The organism is Microbacterium sp. AG790 (assembly GCF_003634765.1).
Classification (GTDB): domain Bacteria; phylum Actinomycetota; class Actinomycetes; order Actinomycetales; family Microbacteriaceae; genus Microbacterium.
The window spans coordinates 81,045-97,081 of record NZ_RBWZ01000011.1 but is presented as its reverse complement, the minus strand read 5'-3'; the positions used below and the strand labels follow the sequence as shown (position 1 = coordinate 97,081).

At 68.9% G+C, this 16,037-nt stretch carries 15 protein-coding genes; 8 read left to right on the top strand and 7 right to left on the bottom strand.

All coding sequences use genetic code 11. The features are described 5' to 3' along the window. Position 1: 1 nt before the first annotated feature. Together rnc and mutM are read left to right on the top strand one after the other, a co-directional pair. On the top strand, positions 2 to 694 hold the full coding sequence (gene rnc / locus DEU37_RS12630) for a ribonuclease III (protein ID WP_121190995.1): 693 nt from the start codon (positions 2 to 4) through the stop codon (positions 692 to 694). Continuing rightward, on the top strand, positions 687 to 1,592 hold the full coding sequence (mutM, locus tag DEU37_RS12625) for a bifunctional DNA-formamidopyrimidine glycosylase/DNA-(apurinic or apyrimidinic site) lyase (protein WP_121190994.1): 906 nt from the start codon (positions 687 to 689) through the stop codon (positions 1,590 to 1,592). The genes rnc and mutM overlap by 8 nt, the downstream gene beginning before the upstream one ends. On the opposite strand, the gene DEU37_RS15125 is transcribed toward mutM, so the two are convergent. Genes DEU37_RS15125 through DEU37_RS15120 form a run of 3 tightly spaced genes read right to left on the bottom strand, consistent with a single transcriptional unit; the run spans position 1,585 to position 3,930 of the window. Next, entirely contained in the window at positions 1,585 to 2,658 is a 1,074-nt protein-coding gene (locus tag DEU37_RS15125) for a GNAT family N-acetyltransferase (protein ID WP_259457284.1), read from the bottom strand. The genes mutM and DEU37_RS15125 overlap by 8 nt on opposite strands. Continuing rightward, on the bottom strand, positions 2,655 to 3,740 hold the full coding sequence (locus tag DEU37_RS12610; protein ID WP_121190993.1) for a GNAT family N-acetyltransferase: 1,086 nt from the start codon (positions 3,738 to 3,740) through the stop codon (positions 2,655 to 2,657). The genes DEU37_RS15125 and DEU37_RS12610 overlap by 4 nt, the downstream gene beginning before the upstream one ends. Before the next feature lie 58 nt (positions 3,741 to 3,798). After that, entirely contained in the window at positions 3,799 to 3,930 is a 132-nt protein-coding gene (locus tag DEU37_RS15120) for a hypothetical protein (protein ID WP_005050221.1), read from the bottom strand. Between the two features lie 397 nt (positions 3,931 to 4,327). Between DEU37_RS15120 and smc the strand changes: the two genes are divergently transcribed. The 4 genes from smc to DEU37_RS12590 all read left to right on the top strand — a co-directional run bounded on the left by smc (position 4,328) and on the right by DEU37_RS12590 (position 10,054). Beyond that, on the top strand, positions 4,328 to 7,834 hold the full coding sequence (smc, locus tag DEU37_RS12605; RefSeq protein WP_121190992.1) for a chromosome segregation protein SMC: 3,507 nt from the start codon (positions 4,328 to 4,330) through the stop codon (positions 7,832 to 7,834). A gap of 73 nt (positions 7,835 to 7,907) precedes the next feature. Beyond that, entirely contained in the window at positions 7,908 to 8,573 is a 666-nt protein-coding gene (locus tag DEU37_RS12600; protein ID WP_121190991.1) for a hypothetical protein, read from the top strand. A 59-nt stretch (positions 8,574 to 8,632) separates the two neighbouring features. Beyond that, positions 8,633 to 9,505 carry a signal recognition particle-docking protein FtsY gene (ftsY, locus tag DEU37_RS12595; RefSeq protein WP_121190990.1) on the top strand — a complete coding sequence of 291 codons (873 nt, stop codon included), beginning with the start codon at positions 8,633 to 8,635 and terminating at the stop codon, positions 9,503 to 9,505. 48 nt (positions 9,506 to 9,553) lie between these two features. Further along, a complete protein-coding gene (locus tag DEU37_RS12590; protein ID WP_121190989.1) occupies positions 9,554 to 10,054 on the top strand; it encodes a DUF2004 domain-containing protein in 501 nt (166 codons plus the stop codon). A gap of 21 nt (positions 10,055 to 10,075) precedes the next feature. Here the strand turns inward: DEU37_RS12590 and lipA are convergent, their stop codons facing one another. Continuing rightward, complete coding sequence (lipA, locus tag DEU37_RS12585; RefSeq protein ID WP_121190988.1) at positions 10,076 to 11,104, bottom strand: lipoyl synthase; 1,029 nt, start codon at positions 11,102 to 11,104, stop codon at positions 10,076 to 10,078. Next, entirely contained in the window at positions 11,101 to 11,748 is a 648-nt protein-coding gene (gene lipB / locus DEU37_RS12580) for a lipoyl(octanoyl) transferase LipB (protein WP_121190987.1), read from the bottom strand. Before lipB ends, lipA begins: the two co-directional genes overlap by 4 nt. A gap of 73 nt (positions 11,749 to 11,821) precedes the next feature. Here lipB and DEU37_RS12575 point away from each other — a divergent pair, with 73 nt between their 5' ends. Together DEU37_RS12575 and ffh are read left to right on the top strand one after the other, a co-directional pair. Continuing rightward, a complete protein-coding gene (locus DEU37_RS12575) occupies positions 11,822 to 12,370 on the top strand; it encodes a TetR/AcrR family transcriptional regulator (RefSeq protein ID WP_259457282.1) in 549 nt (182 codons plus the stop codon). A gap of 67 nt (positions 12,371 to 12,437) precedes the next feature. Beyond that, the gene (gene ffh / locus DEU37_RS12570; RefSeq protein WP_121190986.1) at positions 12,438 to 13,991 is read left to right on the top strand and encodes a signal recognition particle protein; all 1,554 of its coding nucleotides are present in this window, start codon (positions 12,438 to 12,440) and stop codon (positions 13,989 to 13,991) included. Between the two features lie 4 nt (positions 13,992 to 13,995). Here the strand turns inward: ffh and DEU37_RS12565 are convergent, their stop codons facing one another. Next, a complete protein-coding gene (locus DEU37_RS12565; RefSeq protein WP_121190985.1) occupies positions 13,996 to 14,706 on the bottom strand; it encodes an SGNH/GDSL hydrolase family protein in 711 nt (236 codons plus the stop codon). A 123-nt stretch (positions 14,707 to 14,829) separates the two neighbouring features. Then, positions 14,830 to 15,993 carry a glutamate--cysteine ligase gene (locus tag DEU37_RS12560; RefSeq protein ID WP_121190984.1) on the bottom strand — a complete coding sequence of 388 codons (1,164 nt, stop codon included), beginning with the start codon at positions 15,991 to 15,993 and terminating at the stop codon, positions 14,830 to 14,832. Between the last annotated feature and the right edge of the window lie 44 nt (positions 15,994 to 16,037).

Sequence of the window (16,037 nt, the reverse complement as noted above, 5' to 3'; positions counted from 1 at the left end):
GATGGCGGATGCCGTGATCGAGCACCGTGTGCTCTCCGACAAGCTCGGGGTCGACATCGACCCCGAGCTTCTGTCGGTTGCGCTCACGCACCGTTCCTTCGCCTACGAGAACGGCGGGATCCCGCACAACGAGAGACTCGAGTTCCTCGGCGATTCGATCCTCGGACAGGCCGTGACGGTGCATCTGTTCCTCACGCACCCGGAGCTCGAAGAGGGCGCCCTCGCGAAGCGTCGGGCGAGCGTCGTGTCGACGGTCGCCCTCGCCGAGGTCGCCCGGGGCATCGATCTGGGGGAGCACCTGCGCCTCGGACGCGGTGAGGATCAGACCGGCGGACGTGACAAGGATTCGATCCTCGCCGACACGATGGAAGCGGTCATCGGCGCCACGTTCCTCTCAGCAGGACCGGACGCGGCCACGGCACTCGTGCTGCGGCTCGTGGAGCCGTTGATGGCCGACCCCGACCGCTACGGCGCCGCGATGGACCCGAAGACGAGCCTGCAGGAACTCGCGGCACGGCTCACTCTCGCGCCGCCCGCCTACGTCATCTCGGCCGAAGGCCCCGATCACAATCGCGTGTTCACCGCGACGGTCAGCGTCGGCGACGCGATGGCGACCGGAGTGGGCTCCAGCAAGAAGCAGGCGGAGATGGCTGCGGCTCTGACGCTGTGGCGCACGCTCAGCGATCGTGCCTGAGCTGCCCGAAGTCGAGGTCGTGCGCGCCGGTCTCGCGCCGGTCCTGATCGGCTCACGGATCGTGGCGGTCGATGCTCGCGACCCCCGAGCGCTGACCCGGCACGGGGGAGACGGTGCGTCCTTCGAGGCGGCGCTCACCGGTCGCGAGGTGACCGCGGTGGCGCGGCGTGGGAAGTTTCTGTGGATGCCGTTGGATCCGGCATCAGCTGCGGACCGCCCCGCGATCATCGCCCACCTCGGGATGAGCGGACAGATGCTGCTACGTCCCTCGGGTGCGCCTGTGGAACGTCATGAACGCGTACGCATCGATATCGCTCATCCTGAGCACGGCGAGCTCGTCGTGGTGTTCGCCGACCAGCGGACCTTCGGCTCGCTCGCGATCGACGACCTCGTCCCCACGGCGGACGGATGGGCCGGCGGCTGGGGCAGCACCGAGGCGCTCGTTCCCTCGCAGGTCGCCCACATCGGGCGCGATCCCCTCGATGACGCGTTCGATGAAGCCGCGGTCGTGGCACGTGTGCGGACGAAGCGTTCAGCCATCAAGCGCATCCTTCTCGATCAGAGCGTGCTCAGCGGCGTGGGGAACATCTACGCGGATGAGGCGCTGTGGGCCGCGCGGATCCACCCCGAGTCGCCGGCCGCTGCACTCAGCGTGCGTGCTCTGCGCCGCCTGTTCGCCGAAGTGCGGGCCGTGCTGCTGAAGGCCCTCGCCGAGGGCGGCACCAGCTTCGACGCCCAGTATGTGAATGTCAACGGTCAAGCGGGCTACTTCGCCCACTCGCTGAACGCCTACGGCCGAGACGGGCTGCCCTGTCCGCGGTGCGGTCGTCCGATCGTCCGGGCATCATTCATGAACCGGTCCAGCCACTACTGCCCACGCTGTCAGCGCCTCAGCTGAGGCGCTTCTGCCACTCGCCCGCTGAGGAGATCGGCGTGAAGCCGATGGCCTCGTTGATATCGAGCATCGGTCGATTCTCCTCGGCGTTGTAGGTCTCGACTCGTGTCACCTGCGGAAAGAGCTCACGCAACCGCGCGAGAGTCGCGCATTTCACCCACATGCCCAGACGCCGACCGCGATGCTCGGCACGCACGAGTGTGTCGTTCTGATGGGCCATCGTCGGATCTGCCGGAGAAGTGTTGAGCTCGTTGAGCGCGACCAGCATTCCGGACGGCATGTGGCGCACTGCACCGATCAGCCGACGGACACCGCCGACGGCATCGTGCCTCTCGATTCGGGCGATTCGCTCGGCATCCCACTCTCCGTCTTCGACATCGACATTGCCCGACGGCGCATCGGTCGCCATCCGCGATTTCAGGTCGGCCAGCGCGGGCGCGAGCGCTGCGGGCGTGGGCGAGAGCCAGCTCACGTAGCGGTACGCGTCGCCCGCGTGGGCGCGCGCACGCGCGCCGAGCGTAGCTGTATGAGACGCGGTGGCCGTGAGGTCGAGCGTGCTCTGGCGATAGACCTGCTCCAACCGGTACCCGTGCATCAGCGCGAACGCTGCTGTCGCATCGCGCGGAACGGCGCCGAACCCGGTCGAGGCACCCACGGACGCACCACCGGAATGGCGGTGTTCGGTCCACCCTTGCAGCACCGATCGCCCCAAGTCGGCCGCGATGCCCTCGGCCTCGCGGAGCAGACGGGTACCGATGCCCCGACGACGGTGTTCTTCGCGCACCCTCACCATCACACCGGCGGTCCGCGACTGGGCATCAGGCAGGTAGTCGACGCCCACCGTGCCGACGACGAGGCCGTTGCGCTCCGCGAGACGACCGATCACCGTGCGATCCGCCTGATCCTGCCACGCGGCGAGAACCTGGGGCAGCGTCAGGTCGTACGCGCTCGAGCCGTGTACCTGACGAGCGTGCGCGTTGCGCAGCTGCCGCAGCGCCTCGAGGTCGACGATCTCCGGCGCGTCCATCGACGGGGGGACCCGGATGGGCCGGATGGTGACATCGCTCACGTCAGCACCTTCTTCCAGGCGCCGTTGTAGGCGACGGGCACGAAGCCGATCCTCTCGTTGATGTCCAGCATCGGTCGGTTCTCCTCCGCGTTGTAGGTGATGACCTTCGGCGACTGCGGGGCGATGTCGCGGCGCCAGGTCTGCAGACCCGCACATTTGACGAGCTGGCCGAGCCGGTGGCCGCGGTGCTCGCGAAGCACCAGGGTGTCCTCCTGGTGGCTGGGCCCGGTCGGATCGGTCCCGATGACGAGTTCATTGAAGGCCACCAGCTCACCGCTGTCGACGTGCTGGGCAGCGGTGACCAGCTTGGTGCGACCCGACTCGACGTACTTCGCGTCGTGACGGGCGACCCGCTCGGCATCCCAGGTCTCCTCATCGAAGTCGAGATCGGCGCTGGGCGCATCGGTCGACATCCGGGACTTCATCCAGGCGTACGCGTCGACGTGTGTCGCCGGGGTCGCGCCCTGCCACTGGACGACGCGGTAGCCGGCGGATGCCGTCTCCGCCTCGGCAAGGAGGTGACGGACGGTCGCGTCCGCACCCGCGAGGATCAACTCGCTCTGACGCTCGATCTGCTCGAGGGTATAGCCGTGGCGCAGGTAGAACCGTGCCGCGTGGTCGCGAGGAATCGATCCATAGCCGGTCGGGGCTACCAATCGATCTCCGTCCGCATCCGGATGCTGCGCCCATGACTGCAGGATCGTGCGCCCGTGTTCGCGTGCGGTCTGCTCGATCAGACGGTATCCGGCCGATCCGATGCCACGTCCGTGGTGCGCGGCGAGCAGTTCGACGAGCCAGAAGGCGTTGCGCGATCCGTCTTCGAGCGGCAGATCGACGCCCACACGGCCGACGAACGCGCCGTCGACGATCACCACCCAGGCATGACGGATCTCGTCCGGGTCGGCCTGGTAGTGGGGGAGCAGCTCTTCGGGTGTCATCGCGTCGTCATCGGTGCCGGCGATCTCGCGGTAGACGAGGTTGCGGACGCGGGTGAACTCGCGGAAGTCGGCGGCATCGCCGGCATCCATCGAGGCGGGAATGGTGAGGGAACGGAACTGGAGTCCGGGAACCGTGGTGGTCACGAGATGTCCTTGAGGTGGGGGCCGGGGCGCCGCAGACGGACGCCCCGGCAGAGGCGGATCAGAGGTAGGGAAGGATCTGTCGGCGGCGCTGCCATTCGAGCTCGCGCTGCTCGCGCTCGCGCTCGGCGAGACGGATGCGGCGGCGTTCGGGGTCGCTGGCGTGCAGCGCCGACGCGATGAAGGTGTGCATCGTGTGGTGCTTTCATGTGGGAGAGCGCGGACGCGCTCAGGAGGCGGGAAGGTGCCGGGCTACGGCGGCGGCAGACGCGACGAAGATGCGTGTGCCGAGGATGCTGAGGGACGACGCGGTCGTGCCCGGTGACGGGGCAGAGCTCTCGTCGGCGCGGGTCAGCAGACGCCGCGGACGGCGCCGAAGGAGACGGTCCCCGTGCGCTCACGGAACGGGTATGCGGGCATCGCGGGGGCGATGGTGCCGGTGGCGTTCAACAGAATCATGTCGGGGACCTCCTTTCTCGACTTCAGACGCGGTCTGTCACGTTAGCGGGTGCTCTCGGCGCGCGTCAAGCCGGTGTTCGCGTGTCGTTCCGATAGCGTGGAGCGCACACCCACTCCAGGAGGACCCGCGAATGCACCTGAAGAGCCTGACGCTCAAGGGCTTCAAGTCGTTCGCACAGCCGACCACCTTCGCGCTCGAGCCCGGCGTCACCTGCATCGTCGGTCCGAACGGATCCGGCAAGTCGAACGTGGTCGATGCCCTCGCGTGGGTCATGGGGGAGCAGGGTGCGAAGACCCTTCGCGGCGGCAAGATGGAGGACGTCATCTTCGCCGGCACCTCCACGCGTGGCCCGCTCGGCCGTGCCGAGGTGCAGCTGACGATCGACAACAGCGACGGCGCGCTGCCCATCGAATACAGCGAAGTGACCATCAGCCGCACGCTCTTCCGCAACGGAAGCAGCGAGTACGCGATCAACGGCGCGAGCTGCCGACTGCTCGATGTGCAGGAGCTGCTGAGCGACTCCGGCCTCGGGCGGGAGATGCACGTCATCGTCGGGCAGGGCCGGCTGGACAGCGTGTTGCAGGCCAGCCCCGAGGACCGGCGCGGCTTCGTGGAGGAGGCTGCCGGCATCCTGAAGCACCGGCGGCGCAAGGAGAAGACGCTGCGGAAGCTGGACGCGATGGAGGCGAACCTCACGCGACTCAGCGACCTCGCCGGGGAGCTGCGTCGACAGCTCAAGCCCCTCGGCAAGCAGGCGGAGATCGCGCGCGAGGCGGCCACCATCGCGGCCGTCGTGCGCGATGCCAAGGCGCGACTGTTCGCGGACGAACTGGTCGGCCTGCGCACGCAGCTGGCCGACCATGCGCGCACGGAGCAGGAGCGCAGCGCCGAGCGCCTGGTTCTGCAGGATCAGTCCGAGCAGCTCAAGCTGCGCATCGACGCGCTCGAGGCGCAGCAACGTTCGGAAGCCGTCGACGCCGCGCGCGCGGTCGCCTTCGGTCTGGAGCGCGTGCAGGAGCGGCTCCGCGGTCTCTTCTCCCTCGCGGGCCAGCGTCTCGCTCTCCTCGAGGACGACGGCACGCTGGGAATCGAAGTCGCCACGGTCAGCCAAGCCTCGATCGACGAGGCACGCGCGGAGATCGATGAGATCTCGGCGGGGCTCGGCGGTGCCCAGGATGCCGCGGAAGCGGCGTCCCGCGACGTGATGCGTGCGCGTGCAGAACTGGACGCGCTCGACTCCGACATCGCCGCCCAGAGCGCCCTCGTCTCCGAGCACGACATGCGGATCACGAAGCTGCGCGGAGCGGCGGATGCCGCGGCATCCCGCCTCGAGGCCGTGCGCGCGGGCGTCGAGCGCCAGCAGCGCGCGCTCGACGCGGCCCTCGCGCGCCGCGCCGAGGCGGAGGAGGCTCTCGCGGGTGTCGACCCCGATCTGGTGACCGAGGGGTCATCCGCCGAGCGCGCCGCCGCCTACGAGCGGGCGCAGCGCGACGCCACGGCCGCCGAGAACGAGCTCGGGGCGATCCGTGAGCGGCTGCACGCCGCCGAACGGGAGCGGGAGTCTCTGACCGCGCAGACGGCGGCACTGGGACGAGCCCTGGACGTCCGTAACGCCGCGGCCGAGTTGATCGCGCGTGGAGGCGCCGGCATCCGTGGCCTGGTCGGCGACGCTGTCAAGGTGCGGTCGGGATACGAAGCGGCGATCGCGGCCGCTCTCGGTGCCCTGGCGGAGGGTCTGCTGGTGGACGACATCGACGCGGCGATCGCGGCGGCCCGCGGCGCGCGCGACGCCGACCTCGGCCGGGTCGACATCACGATCGCCGACGTCGCGGCGGTCGTGCCGACGGCAGAGATCCCCGATGGCGCGATCGCCGCGGCGGACGTCGTCACCGCACCAGCCGGCATCCTCGGCATCCTCGCCCGTGTCCTGATCGTCGATGACCTCGACTCCGCGCACGCCGTCCGGCGCACGCTCATCGACGGCTCGGGAGCCGGGACGACGATCGTCACCCGCGCCGGTGAACTGCTGACGGCCTACACGATCCATGCGGGCTCCGGGGCCGGACGCTCGCGCCTGGAGCTGGCTGCGGAGCGGGATGCGGCCGCTGAACGCCTTGCGGAGATCACGGTCGTCGCGGATTCCCTCCGCGAAGCCCTTGCCGACGCCCAGGCGTCGTGGAACGACGCGCGAACGCGGACGAAGGACGCTCTGCAGAGCCTGCGCGAGCACGACGCCGCTCTGGCGGCACACACCGAGCAGGTCAACCGTGCCACCGTGCGCCACGAAGCGGCCGTCGCGGAGTGCGAGCGGTTGGAAGCCGGCCTCGCTCAGGCGTCGTCCGCGGTCGCGGATGCCGAGAGGGCGGCACGCACGGCCAATGATGCGTTCGAGAGCGCCCAGCAGGCTCCCCGCCCCATCCTCGACGCGTCAGCCCGCGACGGTCTTCTCGACGCTCTGGAAGGTGCGCGCGACCGCGAGATGCGCGCGCGTCTGGACGTCGAGACGCTGCGTGAGCGCGTGCGCGCCGGCGAAGGCCGGGTCGATCAGCTCGTGCGCCAGCGCGAGCGCGAGCGCGCCGCGGCGGCGGAGGCCGCACGCCGCGCCGTGATCCGTCGTGCGCAGCGAGCGCTGGCGGCCGAGGTCGCCGACGCGCTGCCCCCGGTTCTCGACTCGGTCGACCGTTCGGTGACCCAGGCGCGCGTGGAACTGCAGCTCGCCGAGCAGGCGCGCACCGCCCTGACCGCCGAGCTGAGCGCACTGCGCGCCGAGGAGGCGATCGTGCGCGAGCGACTGAGTCGGCTCACCGAAAGCGTGCACGGACTCGAGCTGCAAATGCACGAGAAACGCCTGCATGTCACGAGCCTGCTCGATCGCGTTCGCTCCGAGCTCAGCCTCGAAGAGAATATTCTCGTGGCGGAATACGGCCCGGACGTTGCCCTGCCCGCGGACGAGGGCGAGGAACCGCTGCCGTACGATCGTGCGGCGCAACGCAAGCGGCTGCAGGATGCCGAACGCAAGCTCGGGCAGCTCGGACGCGTCAATCCGCTCGCCCTGGAGGAGTACGCCGCGCTCGAGCAGCGTCATGCCTTCCTCACCGAGCAGCTCGCCGATCTCGTCCAGACGCGCAGCGACCTGCAGACGATCATCGCGGAGCTGGACGAACGCATGCAGACGATCTTCCTGGCGGCGTTCGAGGACACGCGCGTGGCGTTCGGCGAGGTGTTCCCGATCCTGTTCCCGGGCGGCTCCGGCAGCATCTCCCTGACCGATCCCGACAGCCCCCTCACGACGGGAATCGAGGTGTCGGTGCGTCCGGTCGGCAAGAAGATCGAGCGCCTGTCGCTGCTGTCGGGCGGCGAGCGTTCCCTGGCCGCCGTCGCGCTGCTGACCGCGATCTTCATGGCGCGGCCGAGCCCGTTCTACATCCTCGACGAGGTCGAGGCCGCTCTCGACGATGCCAATCTGGGACGGTTGTTGGGCGTCTTCGAGAAGCTGCGCGCATCGAGCCAGCTGATCGTGATCACACACCAGAAGCGCACGATGGAGATCGCGGACGCGCTCTACGGGGTGTCGATGCGACAGGACGGCGTGTCTGCTGTGGTCGGTCAGCGCGTCCGCGAACGGGAGAGCGCGTGACGCGCCTCGTGCGTTATCCACAGGTGTCCACGTCGAGCGACGGCGCGCGTCGCGGCATGGATAGGTTCTGCTCATGAAGTCCTCTCACCCGATGTCACTCCCGGTACTGCTGGTCGTGGCGGTCGGACTGACGGCCTGCGCGGCGGGGGGTCCTTCCTCCTCCGAGTCGACTCCCTCGCACTCCTCGGCGTCGGCGTCTCCCAAGCCGACGGGCAGCGAGACAGACGTTCGGGTCCCGGACACTCTGGGCTTCGACGACGGAAACGACGTCGACAACCGCATGCAGGCACAGTGGATCGACGCGATGATCGCCGACAAGGACTTCACCCTCTCGTCGCCCGACGACGGGAAGGGAAACTGGGCCTATACGCACAACGCCACGCAGTGCGTCGTACGTTTCTGGCAGGGGTCGGTCGCCGACCTCCCTGCCGCATCCTCCGATCGGGAGCTCTCCGACGCGATCCTGTCCGTGTGGACCAGGGTGAGCCCGGCAGACGTGACCGCCCACGCGGCTGACGGCACCGTCGGCTATCAGCTGTCGGGTGAGGCGACGGCGGTCGTGCGCATCATCGCCGGGTCCGCGCAGGACAAGACCTACGTCACCGCGGCACGCGGCCTGCGCGGGCTGCGCGGCGGTTTTCTGACTCAGGTGGAGTGCCCGTCGGGCCAGTCCGCGACGGCCCTGTTCGCCGCCCTCACGCCGCGATATCTGGGTCTGACGGTGTATCCCGCGTTCTGACGCATCCGCGTCTGGGCGGGGCGCCGTCGCCGTGTGCCGCGCACCCGTAGGCTGAAGATATGGCGGAGAATTCCTGGTCGCTCGGTCGCGCTCTGCGCGGCATGTTCGTGAAGCCGACGATCGACGACAACACGTGGGACGATCTGGAAACGGCACTGCTCACCGCCGACTTCGGTCCTGACATCACCGAGCGGATCATCGACGAGCTCCGAGAGAAGGTCGAGCGGTTCCGCACGACGGATCCGCGTGACCTCCAGCGGATGCTCAAAGAGACTCTCGAAGAGCATTTCGCGAAGTTCGACACGACGCTCCGGCTCACCGAGCGCCCGGCGGTCGTCCTCGTCGTGGGAGTCAACGGCGTCGGCAAGACGACCACGATCGGCAAGTTCGCGAAGTTCCTCCAGCGCTATGGTCGTTCCGTCGTCGTCGGCGCCGCCGACACCTTTCGCGCTGCGGCCGTCGATCAGCTGGCGACGTGGGCGGAACGCGGGGGAGCTGCGATCGTGCGACCGCAGCAAGAGGGACAGGACCCGGCATCCGTGGCCTTCCAGACCATCGACTACGCCAAGCAGAACGGTGTCGAGATCGTCCTGGTCGACACGGCCGGACGCCTCCACACCAAGGGCGGGCTCATGGACGAGCTCACCAAGATCCGTCGCGTCATCGAGAAGCAGGCCCCCATCAGCGAGGTGCTGCTCGTGCTCGATGCGACGACGGGTCAGAACGGCGTCATGCAGGCCGAGGCCTTCCTCGAGCATGCCGGCGTCACCGGTCTCGTGATCACGAAGCTCGACGGCTCGGCGAAGGGCGGATTCGTTCTCGCCGTCCAGGAGCGCACCGGCATCCCCGTCAAGCTCCTCGGCCAGGGGGAAGGCATCGGAGACCTCACCGGCTTCACCCCGCACGTCTTCGCGTCAGCGCTCGTCGACTGATGGCGCGGCGGGGTCGCGCACGGACGCGGAGGGTGGTTGCATAGGGACATGGCGATCGAGCACGACTATTTCGGACTGCTGGAGTCCGGGCCCGACGGATCCATCTTCTGGTCCGAGGTCGTCGACTTCGCCGACCAGCGGGTCACCGTCGATCTGACCGCGCCCGATCAGGACGACGTCTCCGAGGCCGCGCTGGACGTCGCGGCTGCCATGATCAACGCACTCGAGCAGATCGACCTGCAGGCCCGCAACGCCATGGTCGCCGAGCTGGATGATCGCACCAGCGAGGTCACCGAGTACCTCCTGCAGCAGCAGGAGACGCTGGGCGACGACCTGGAGGACGTCCTGGTGGACATCTCCGGCGACACGCACATCGACATCATCCGGTCGTTGCAGCTGGTGAGCATGACGATCCTCGCCGACGAACACGGCGGAACGGATCCCTTCGCCGTCCTGGAGTACGCTCTCGATCCCGACGCGACCGACGAAGTGCTGCTGGTGAACCTGACCAGTGACGGCGACGTGCAGTCGGTCACCAGCGCCGACTGACGATCGCTCGCGGCCCGCGCCTCACACCGCTTGCGCGAAGCCCAGCTCTGCGTCGGCCAGGTGCGACAGGTGCGTCGGGATCTCCCGGCCCTTGGCGACCATCGACTGCGCCCACAGTCGGCCCGCGCGGTACGACGAGCGGACGAGGGGACCGGCCAGAACGCCGAGGAAGCCGATCCGTTCGGCCTCCTGCTTGAACCCGACGAACTCGTCCGGCTTCACCCAGCGGGCCACCGGAAGGTGCCGCGGTGAAGGGCGGAGGTACTGCGTGATCGTGATGATGTCGGTGCCCGCGTCGTGCAGATCCTGCAACGCCTGGATCACCTCCTCCGGCTCCTCGCCCATGCCGAGGATGAGGTTCGACTTCGTGATCAGCCCCGCTGCCCGCGCCTGCGTCAGCACGTCGAGCGAGCGCTCGTAACGGAACGCGGGTCGGATGCGCTTGAAGATGCGGGGAACCGTCTCGACGTTGTGCGCGAAGACTTCGGGGCGTGCAGCGAACACCTCGTCGAGCAGCCGCGGCTCGCCGTTGAAATCCGTCGCGAGCAGCTCGACACCGGTTCCCGGATTGACGGTGTGGATCTGTCGAATGGTCTCGGCGTTCAGCCACGCACCCCCGTCGGGCAGATCGTCGCGCGCGACGCACGTGACGGTGGCGTAGCGCAGCTGCATCCGCCGGACGCTGTCGGCGACGCGTCGCGGCTCATCGGTGTCATAGTCCGCGGGCTTGCCCGTGTCGATCTGGCAGAAGTCGCACCGTCGCGTGCACTGCGATCCGCCGATGAGGAACGTGGCCTCCCGATCCTCCCAGCACTCGTAGATGTTGGGGCATCCCGCTTCCTGGCAGACCGTGTGCAGTCCCTCTCCCTTAACGAGGGACTGCAAGGCCTGGTACTCGGGTCCCATTTTCGCCTTCGTGCGAATCCACTCCGGCTTGCGCTCGATCGGTGTCTGCGCATTGCGCACCTCAAGCCGCAGGAGCTTGCGCCCTGCCGGGGCGTTCGCGGGACCGGCATCAGCCCCGCCTGGCGTGACCCCGCAGGCGCTCATGCGGCGACCTCCGCGGGCGCGGCGAACGATGCGCGGAAGGCATCGGCGACCGCGTCGAGCACAGCGGCGGGGGAGACGTCGCGCCCGAGCACCTCGCTGATGGTCGTCACCCCGGCATCCGAGATGCCGCACGGGACGATCTGCGAGAAGGGCAGCAGCGAGTTGTCGCAGTTGAGGGCGAAGCCGTGCATCGTGACGCCGCGCTGGACGCGCACGCCGATCGCCGCAATCTTGTCCTCGGACAGCGGCCGACGCACCCACACGCCGCTGCGGCCCTCGACGCGGTACCCGTCGACGCCGAGCCCGCCCAGCACATCGATGAGGATCTGCTCCAGCCGGCGCACGTGCGCGACGACGTCGACCGGCTCGGTGAGGCGGACGATCGGATAGCCGACGAGCTGGCCCGGCCCGTGCCAGGTGATCTTGCCGCCGCGGTCGACGTCGACGACGGGGGTGCCGTCGGTCGGACGTTCGTTGCGGGCCGTGCGGGCACCCGCGGTGAAGACGGCTTCGTGCTCCAGCAGCAGCAGGGTGTCGGGACGCTCGCCGGCGACGACATCGGCGTGCACGGAGCGCTGTAGCGCCCATCCATCGGTGTAAGGGACGACGTCGGGCGCGAGGCCGACGGTCTGCACGTCGAGCATGGTGGGCTCCTTCGCGGGGGGAGTTCGAGGTTTGTGTACCGCGTCCAACAATACGCCTCGCTACAGTGGACAGATGTCCTCCGGCCGCCCGCGCGCGACGTCGCGCTCCACGATCGCGGAGGCGGCGACAGAGCTCTTCCTCGAACGCGGGTTCGCCGAGACGACGATCGCCGACATCACGCAGCGCGCCGGCGTGAGCCGCTCGAGCTTCTTCAACTACTTCTCGTCGAAGTCCGCGGTTCTGTGGGCCGCGCTCGATGACGCCATCCACAGCGCGGTCGAGGCGCTGCGCGCCGGCGCAGCGCCGAGCGCTGCCCTGCGCGCGGCGGCCGTCGACATCCAAGCCGACAGCCTCGCGCTGGCCATCATCCACGGCTCCGTGATGGGTCTGTCGGACGAGCTCGCCGACGAGCGTGCGATCCGCACCGGGATCCTCAGCCGTGCCGTGTCCGACAGCCTGGTGTCCACAGGCATGGCGCGCCTCGAGGCCGACGTGCACGCCGCTGCGCTGTCCACCGCCGTCTTCGCCGCCATCTGGGCCTGGGCGGCGTCCGACGCGCCCCGCCCCGCCCTCAGCGGACTGGTCGACCGCGCGCTCGGGGCCGCCGGCGCGTCACGATGACGCACGACGGCGACCAGAGGCCGCGGCGCAGAGCCGGCTGAGGGGATTCCCGTAGAATCGGGGGATCATGGCGACTTTCGGCACCCTCAGCGACCGGCTGACAGAGACTTTCCGCAACCTTCGCACGAAGGGCAAGCTCACCCCCGCCGATGTCGACGGGACCGTCCGTGAGATCCGGCGCGCCCTGCTGGATGCCGACGTGGCGTTGGTCGTCGTCAAGGACTTCACGGCGAAGGTGCGCGAGCGCGCCCTCGGCGACGAGGTCAACCGGGCCCTCAACCCTGCCCAGCAGGTCGTGCAGATCGTGAACGAGGAGCTGGTCGCCATCCTCGGCGGACAGCAGCGCCGACTGCAGTTCGCCAAGAACCCGCCCACGGTCATCATGTTGGCCGGCCTCCAGGGCTCGGGAAAGACGACCTTCGCCGGCAAGCTTGCCCGGCAGCTGGAGAAGGACGGGCACACCCCGCTCCTCGTCGCCGCCGACCTCCAGCGTCCGAACGCCGTCAACCAGTTGCAGGTCGTCGCCGAACGTGCCGGCGCCGCGATCTACGCGCCCGAGCCGGGCAACGGCGTCGGCGACCCCGTGCGCGTCGCGCGCGAGGGCGTGGAGACCGCCCGGCGCCAGCAGCACGACGTGGTGATCATCGACACCGCCGGCCGGCTCGGTGTGGATGCCGAGCTGATGAAGCAGGCGGCGGACATCCGCACGGCGACCAACCCCGACGAGGTGCTCTTCGTCATCGACGCGATGATCGGACAGGATGCCGTCAACACGGCCAAGGCCTTCCAGGACGGCGTCGACTTCACCGGCGTGGTGCTGAGCAAGCTCGACGGCGACGCGCGCGGTGGCGCGGCACTCTCGGTGGCGTCCGTGACTGGTCGCCCGATCATCTACGCATCGACCGGCGAGAACCTCGAGGACCTGGAAGCGTTCCATCCCGATCGCATGGCCAGCCGCATCCTCGACCTCGGCGACATCCTGACGCTCATCGAGCAGGCGCAGCAGGCGTTCGACGAGGAGGAGGCACGCAAGGTCGCCGAGAAGCTCGCGACCGAGCAGTTCACCCTGGAGGACTTCCTCGAGCAGCTTCAGCAGATGAAGAAGATGGGCTCGATGAAGAAGATGCTCGGCATGCTTCCTGGCATGGGCCAGATGAAGCAGCAGCTCGAGAACTTCGACGACCGTGAGATCGATCGCACCGAAGCGATCATCCGCTCCATGACCCCCGGCGAGCGTCGCAACCCGAAGGTTCTCAACGGCTCGCGGCGACTTCGCATCGCGCGTGGATCGGGGATGACCGTCACCGACGTCAATCAGCTCGTGCAGCGCTTCGAGCAGGCCGCGAAGATGATGAAGACCGTCGCTCGCGGCGGTGTGCCCAACATCCCCGGGATGGGTCCGATGGGCGGCAAGCCCGGCGCGTCCAGCAAGCGCGGCAAGCAGAAGTCGCAGGCGGGCTCACGGTCGGGAAACCCCGCCAAGCGCGCCGCCGAGAACGCGGGACTCGCCGCCGCCCACACGGGCGCCCCGACGGGCTCGGGCTTCGGACTCGGTGCCGCCGCGACGCCGCCGAGCGAAGCCGATCTCGCCGAGATTCAGAAGCTGTTCGGCAAGAACTGAGCGTTCACAGGACGATTCCCGCATCGTCCAGTGCTGCCTCCACGGCGTCACTGAGGACGATCTGGCCGTCGCTGTTCGGGTGTTCGCCGTCCCACTGGAGCAGTTCCGGTCGGCCTCGCAGGGGTTGACCGAGAGAGAGGAACACACCGTCGTCGTCGGCGACGGCGCGTTGCAGCGCATCGCTGGACCACCCGATCGCGTCGGGCTCATCCCAATCCAAATGCCACAGCGTCGCGATCCCGATCAACTGCGCGTCCGGCAGTGCGGCGCGCAACTCGTCGACCGTCGCGCGCGTCGACGCGTCGATTTCGTCCTGCGAGGCGCCGCTGTCGTTGTCCGAGGACTGGATGAGCACGACCGCGGGGTGCAGGGCGATCGCCTGCTGAACGAGACCGGCATAGTCATCGCCGCAGTCGCCGGTGATCGTGAACCCCGCGCCACTGCATCCGAGGTTCACGATGTCCGCGCCCGTGTCGTGGGCGACCAGAGCCGGCCACGATTCGTCGGCGTCGAGACCGAGACCAGCCATGATCGAATCGCCGATCGTGACCACGACGCCGCCGCTGGCGCGCGGGGGCAGCGTCGCGGCGTCGACCGCGGCCACCGACAGTGAATCTGCCGGGGACGCGGGAACGCTCCGATCCGGCGCCGAGGCGCTGCATCCCGCCATGGTCACCACAGCGATGCCGGCGACGGCAACGCGAATCGCGATCATCGGGGGGAACCTGCGGGCGGACACCACGTCACTCTACGTCGGGCGGGATATGAAAGCCCTTTGTCCGAGACCTGCTCTTGTCGGGAGCCGATCGCGGCGCCGGGGCGAGCCCGACAGCCGCCCTCAGGGAAGGAGGGAGGCGAGATGTTCGTGCAGCGTCGGGCCCGCCCGGAACTCCCTGATCAGGTGGTGGACCACGGCGCGAAGATCTCCGTCGGCGGCATCGGCGACCAACAGCTGACGCGCCGAGCTGCCGCCCTCGTCGAGGATGGTCCCGACGCCGGCGAACTCGCGAGCGCAGTGCAGGTCGCCGGCGACGTCGGCCAGGGCATCGATCGTCTCGCGCAGGTGCTCCGACACGGGGCGCTGCGTGCCGTCCCTGTCGACGATGACCCGCGCCTGGGTACCGTAGCGCGCCGCGCGCCACTTGTTCTCCCGGACGAACCACGGCTGCAGCGTGGGCAGCTCGCGTCCGGCATCCAGCTCGCGCGAGAAGTGCTCGACGAGGACCTGGACCAGCGCGGCCACCGCTGCCAGCTCCGGCAGCGTGGACATGCCGTCGCATGCGCGCACCTCGATCGTGCCCCACTTCGGGGCCGGACGGATGTCCCATCGCACCTCGGTGGCGTCCTCCATCACACCCGTGCGCACCATGTCATCGAGGTACGCCTCGTACTGCGACCACTCCGTCAGCGGCCACGGCAGTCCGGCGGTGGGAAGCTGCTGGAACACGAGCGCGCGATTGGACGCGTACCCGGTACGCTCACCAGCCCAGAACGGACTCGACGCCGACAGTGCCTGGAGGTGGGGGAGGTACGCGGTGAGCGCTCCGATGATCGGGAAGAGCTTGTTGACGTCCTCGACACCCACGTGGACGTGGATACCCCAGATCATCATGTTTCGCCCCCACCACTGCGTGCGTTCGATGAGCTTGTGGTATCGGGTCTTGTCGGTGACGCTCTGCTCGTACCACTGCGCGAACGGGTGGCTGCCCGCGCAGAGCAGGGCAATGCCGCGCGGGTCGGTCGCGGTACGGATCTCGGCGATCGCGTCGGCGATGTCGTCGATGACCGCCGCCACGGTGTCGCCGACACCGCTGGTCACCTCGATCGTGTTGGTCAGCAGCTCGCCCGTGATCGTGTGACGCTCGAGGGCGGCTCCGCCGCCGACGGCTGCAAGGATCTCCGGAGCGCGCGGGACGAGATCACCGGTGCGCTCGTCGGCGAGCATCAGCTCCCATTCGACGCCGACAGAGGAACGGCGGGATGTCGCGAAGGGCACCGTCATGGGCACAGTCTGACACGCCAACAGCGATGGTTCGCGGCATCCGT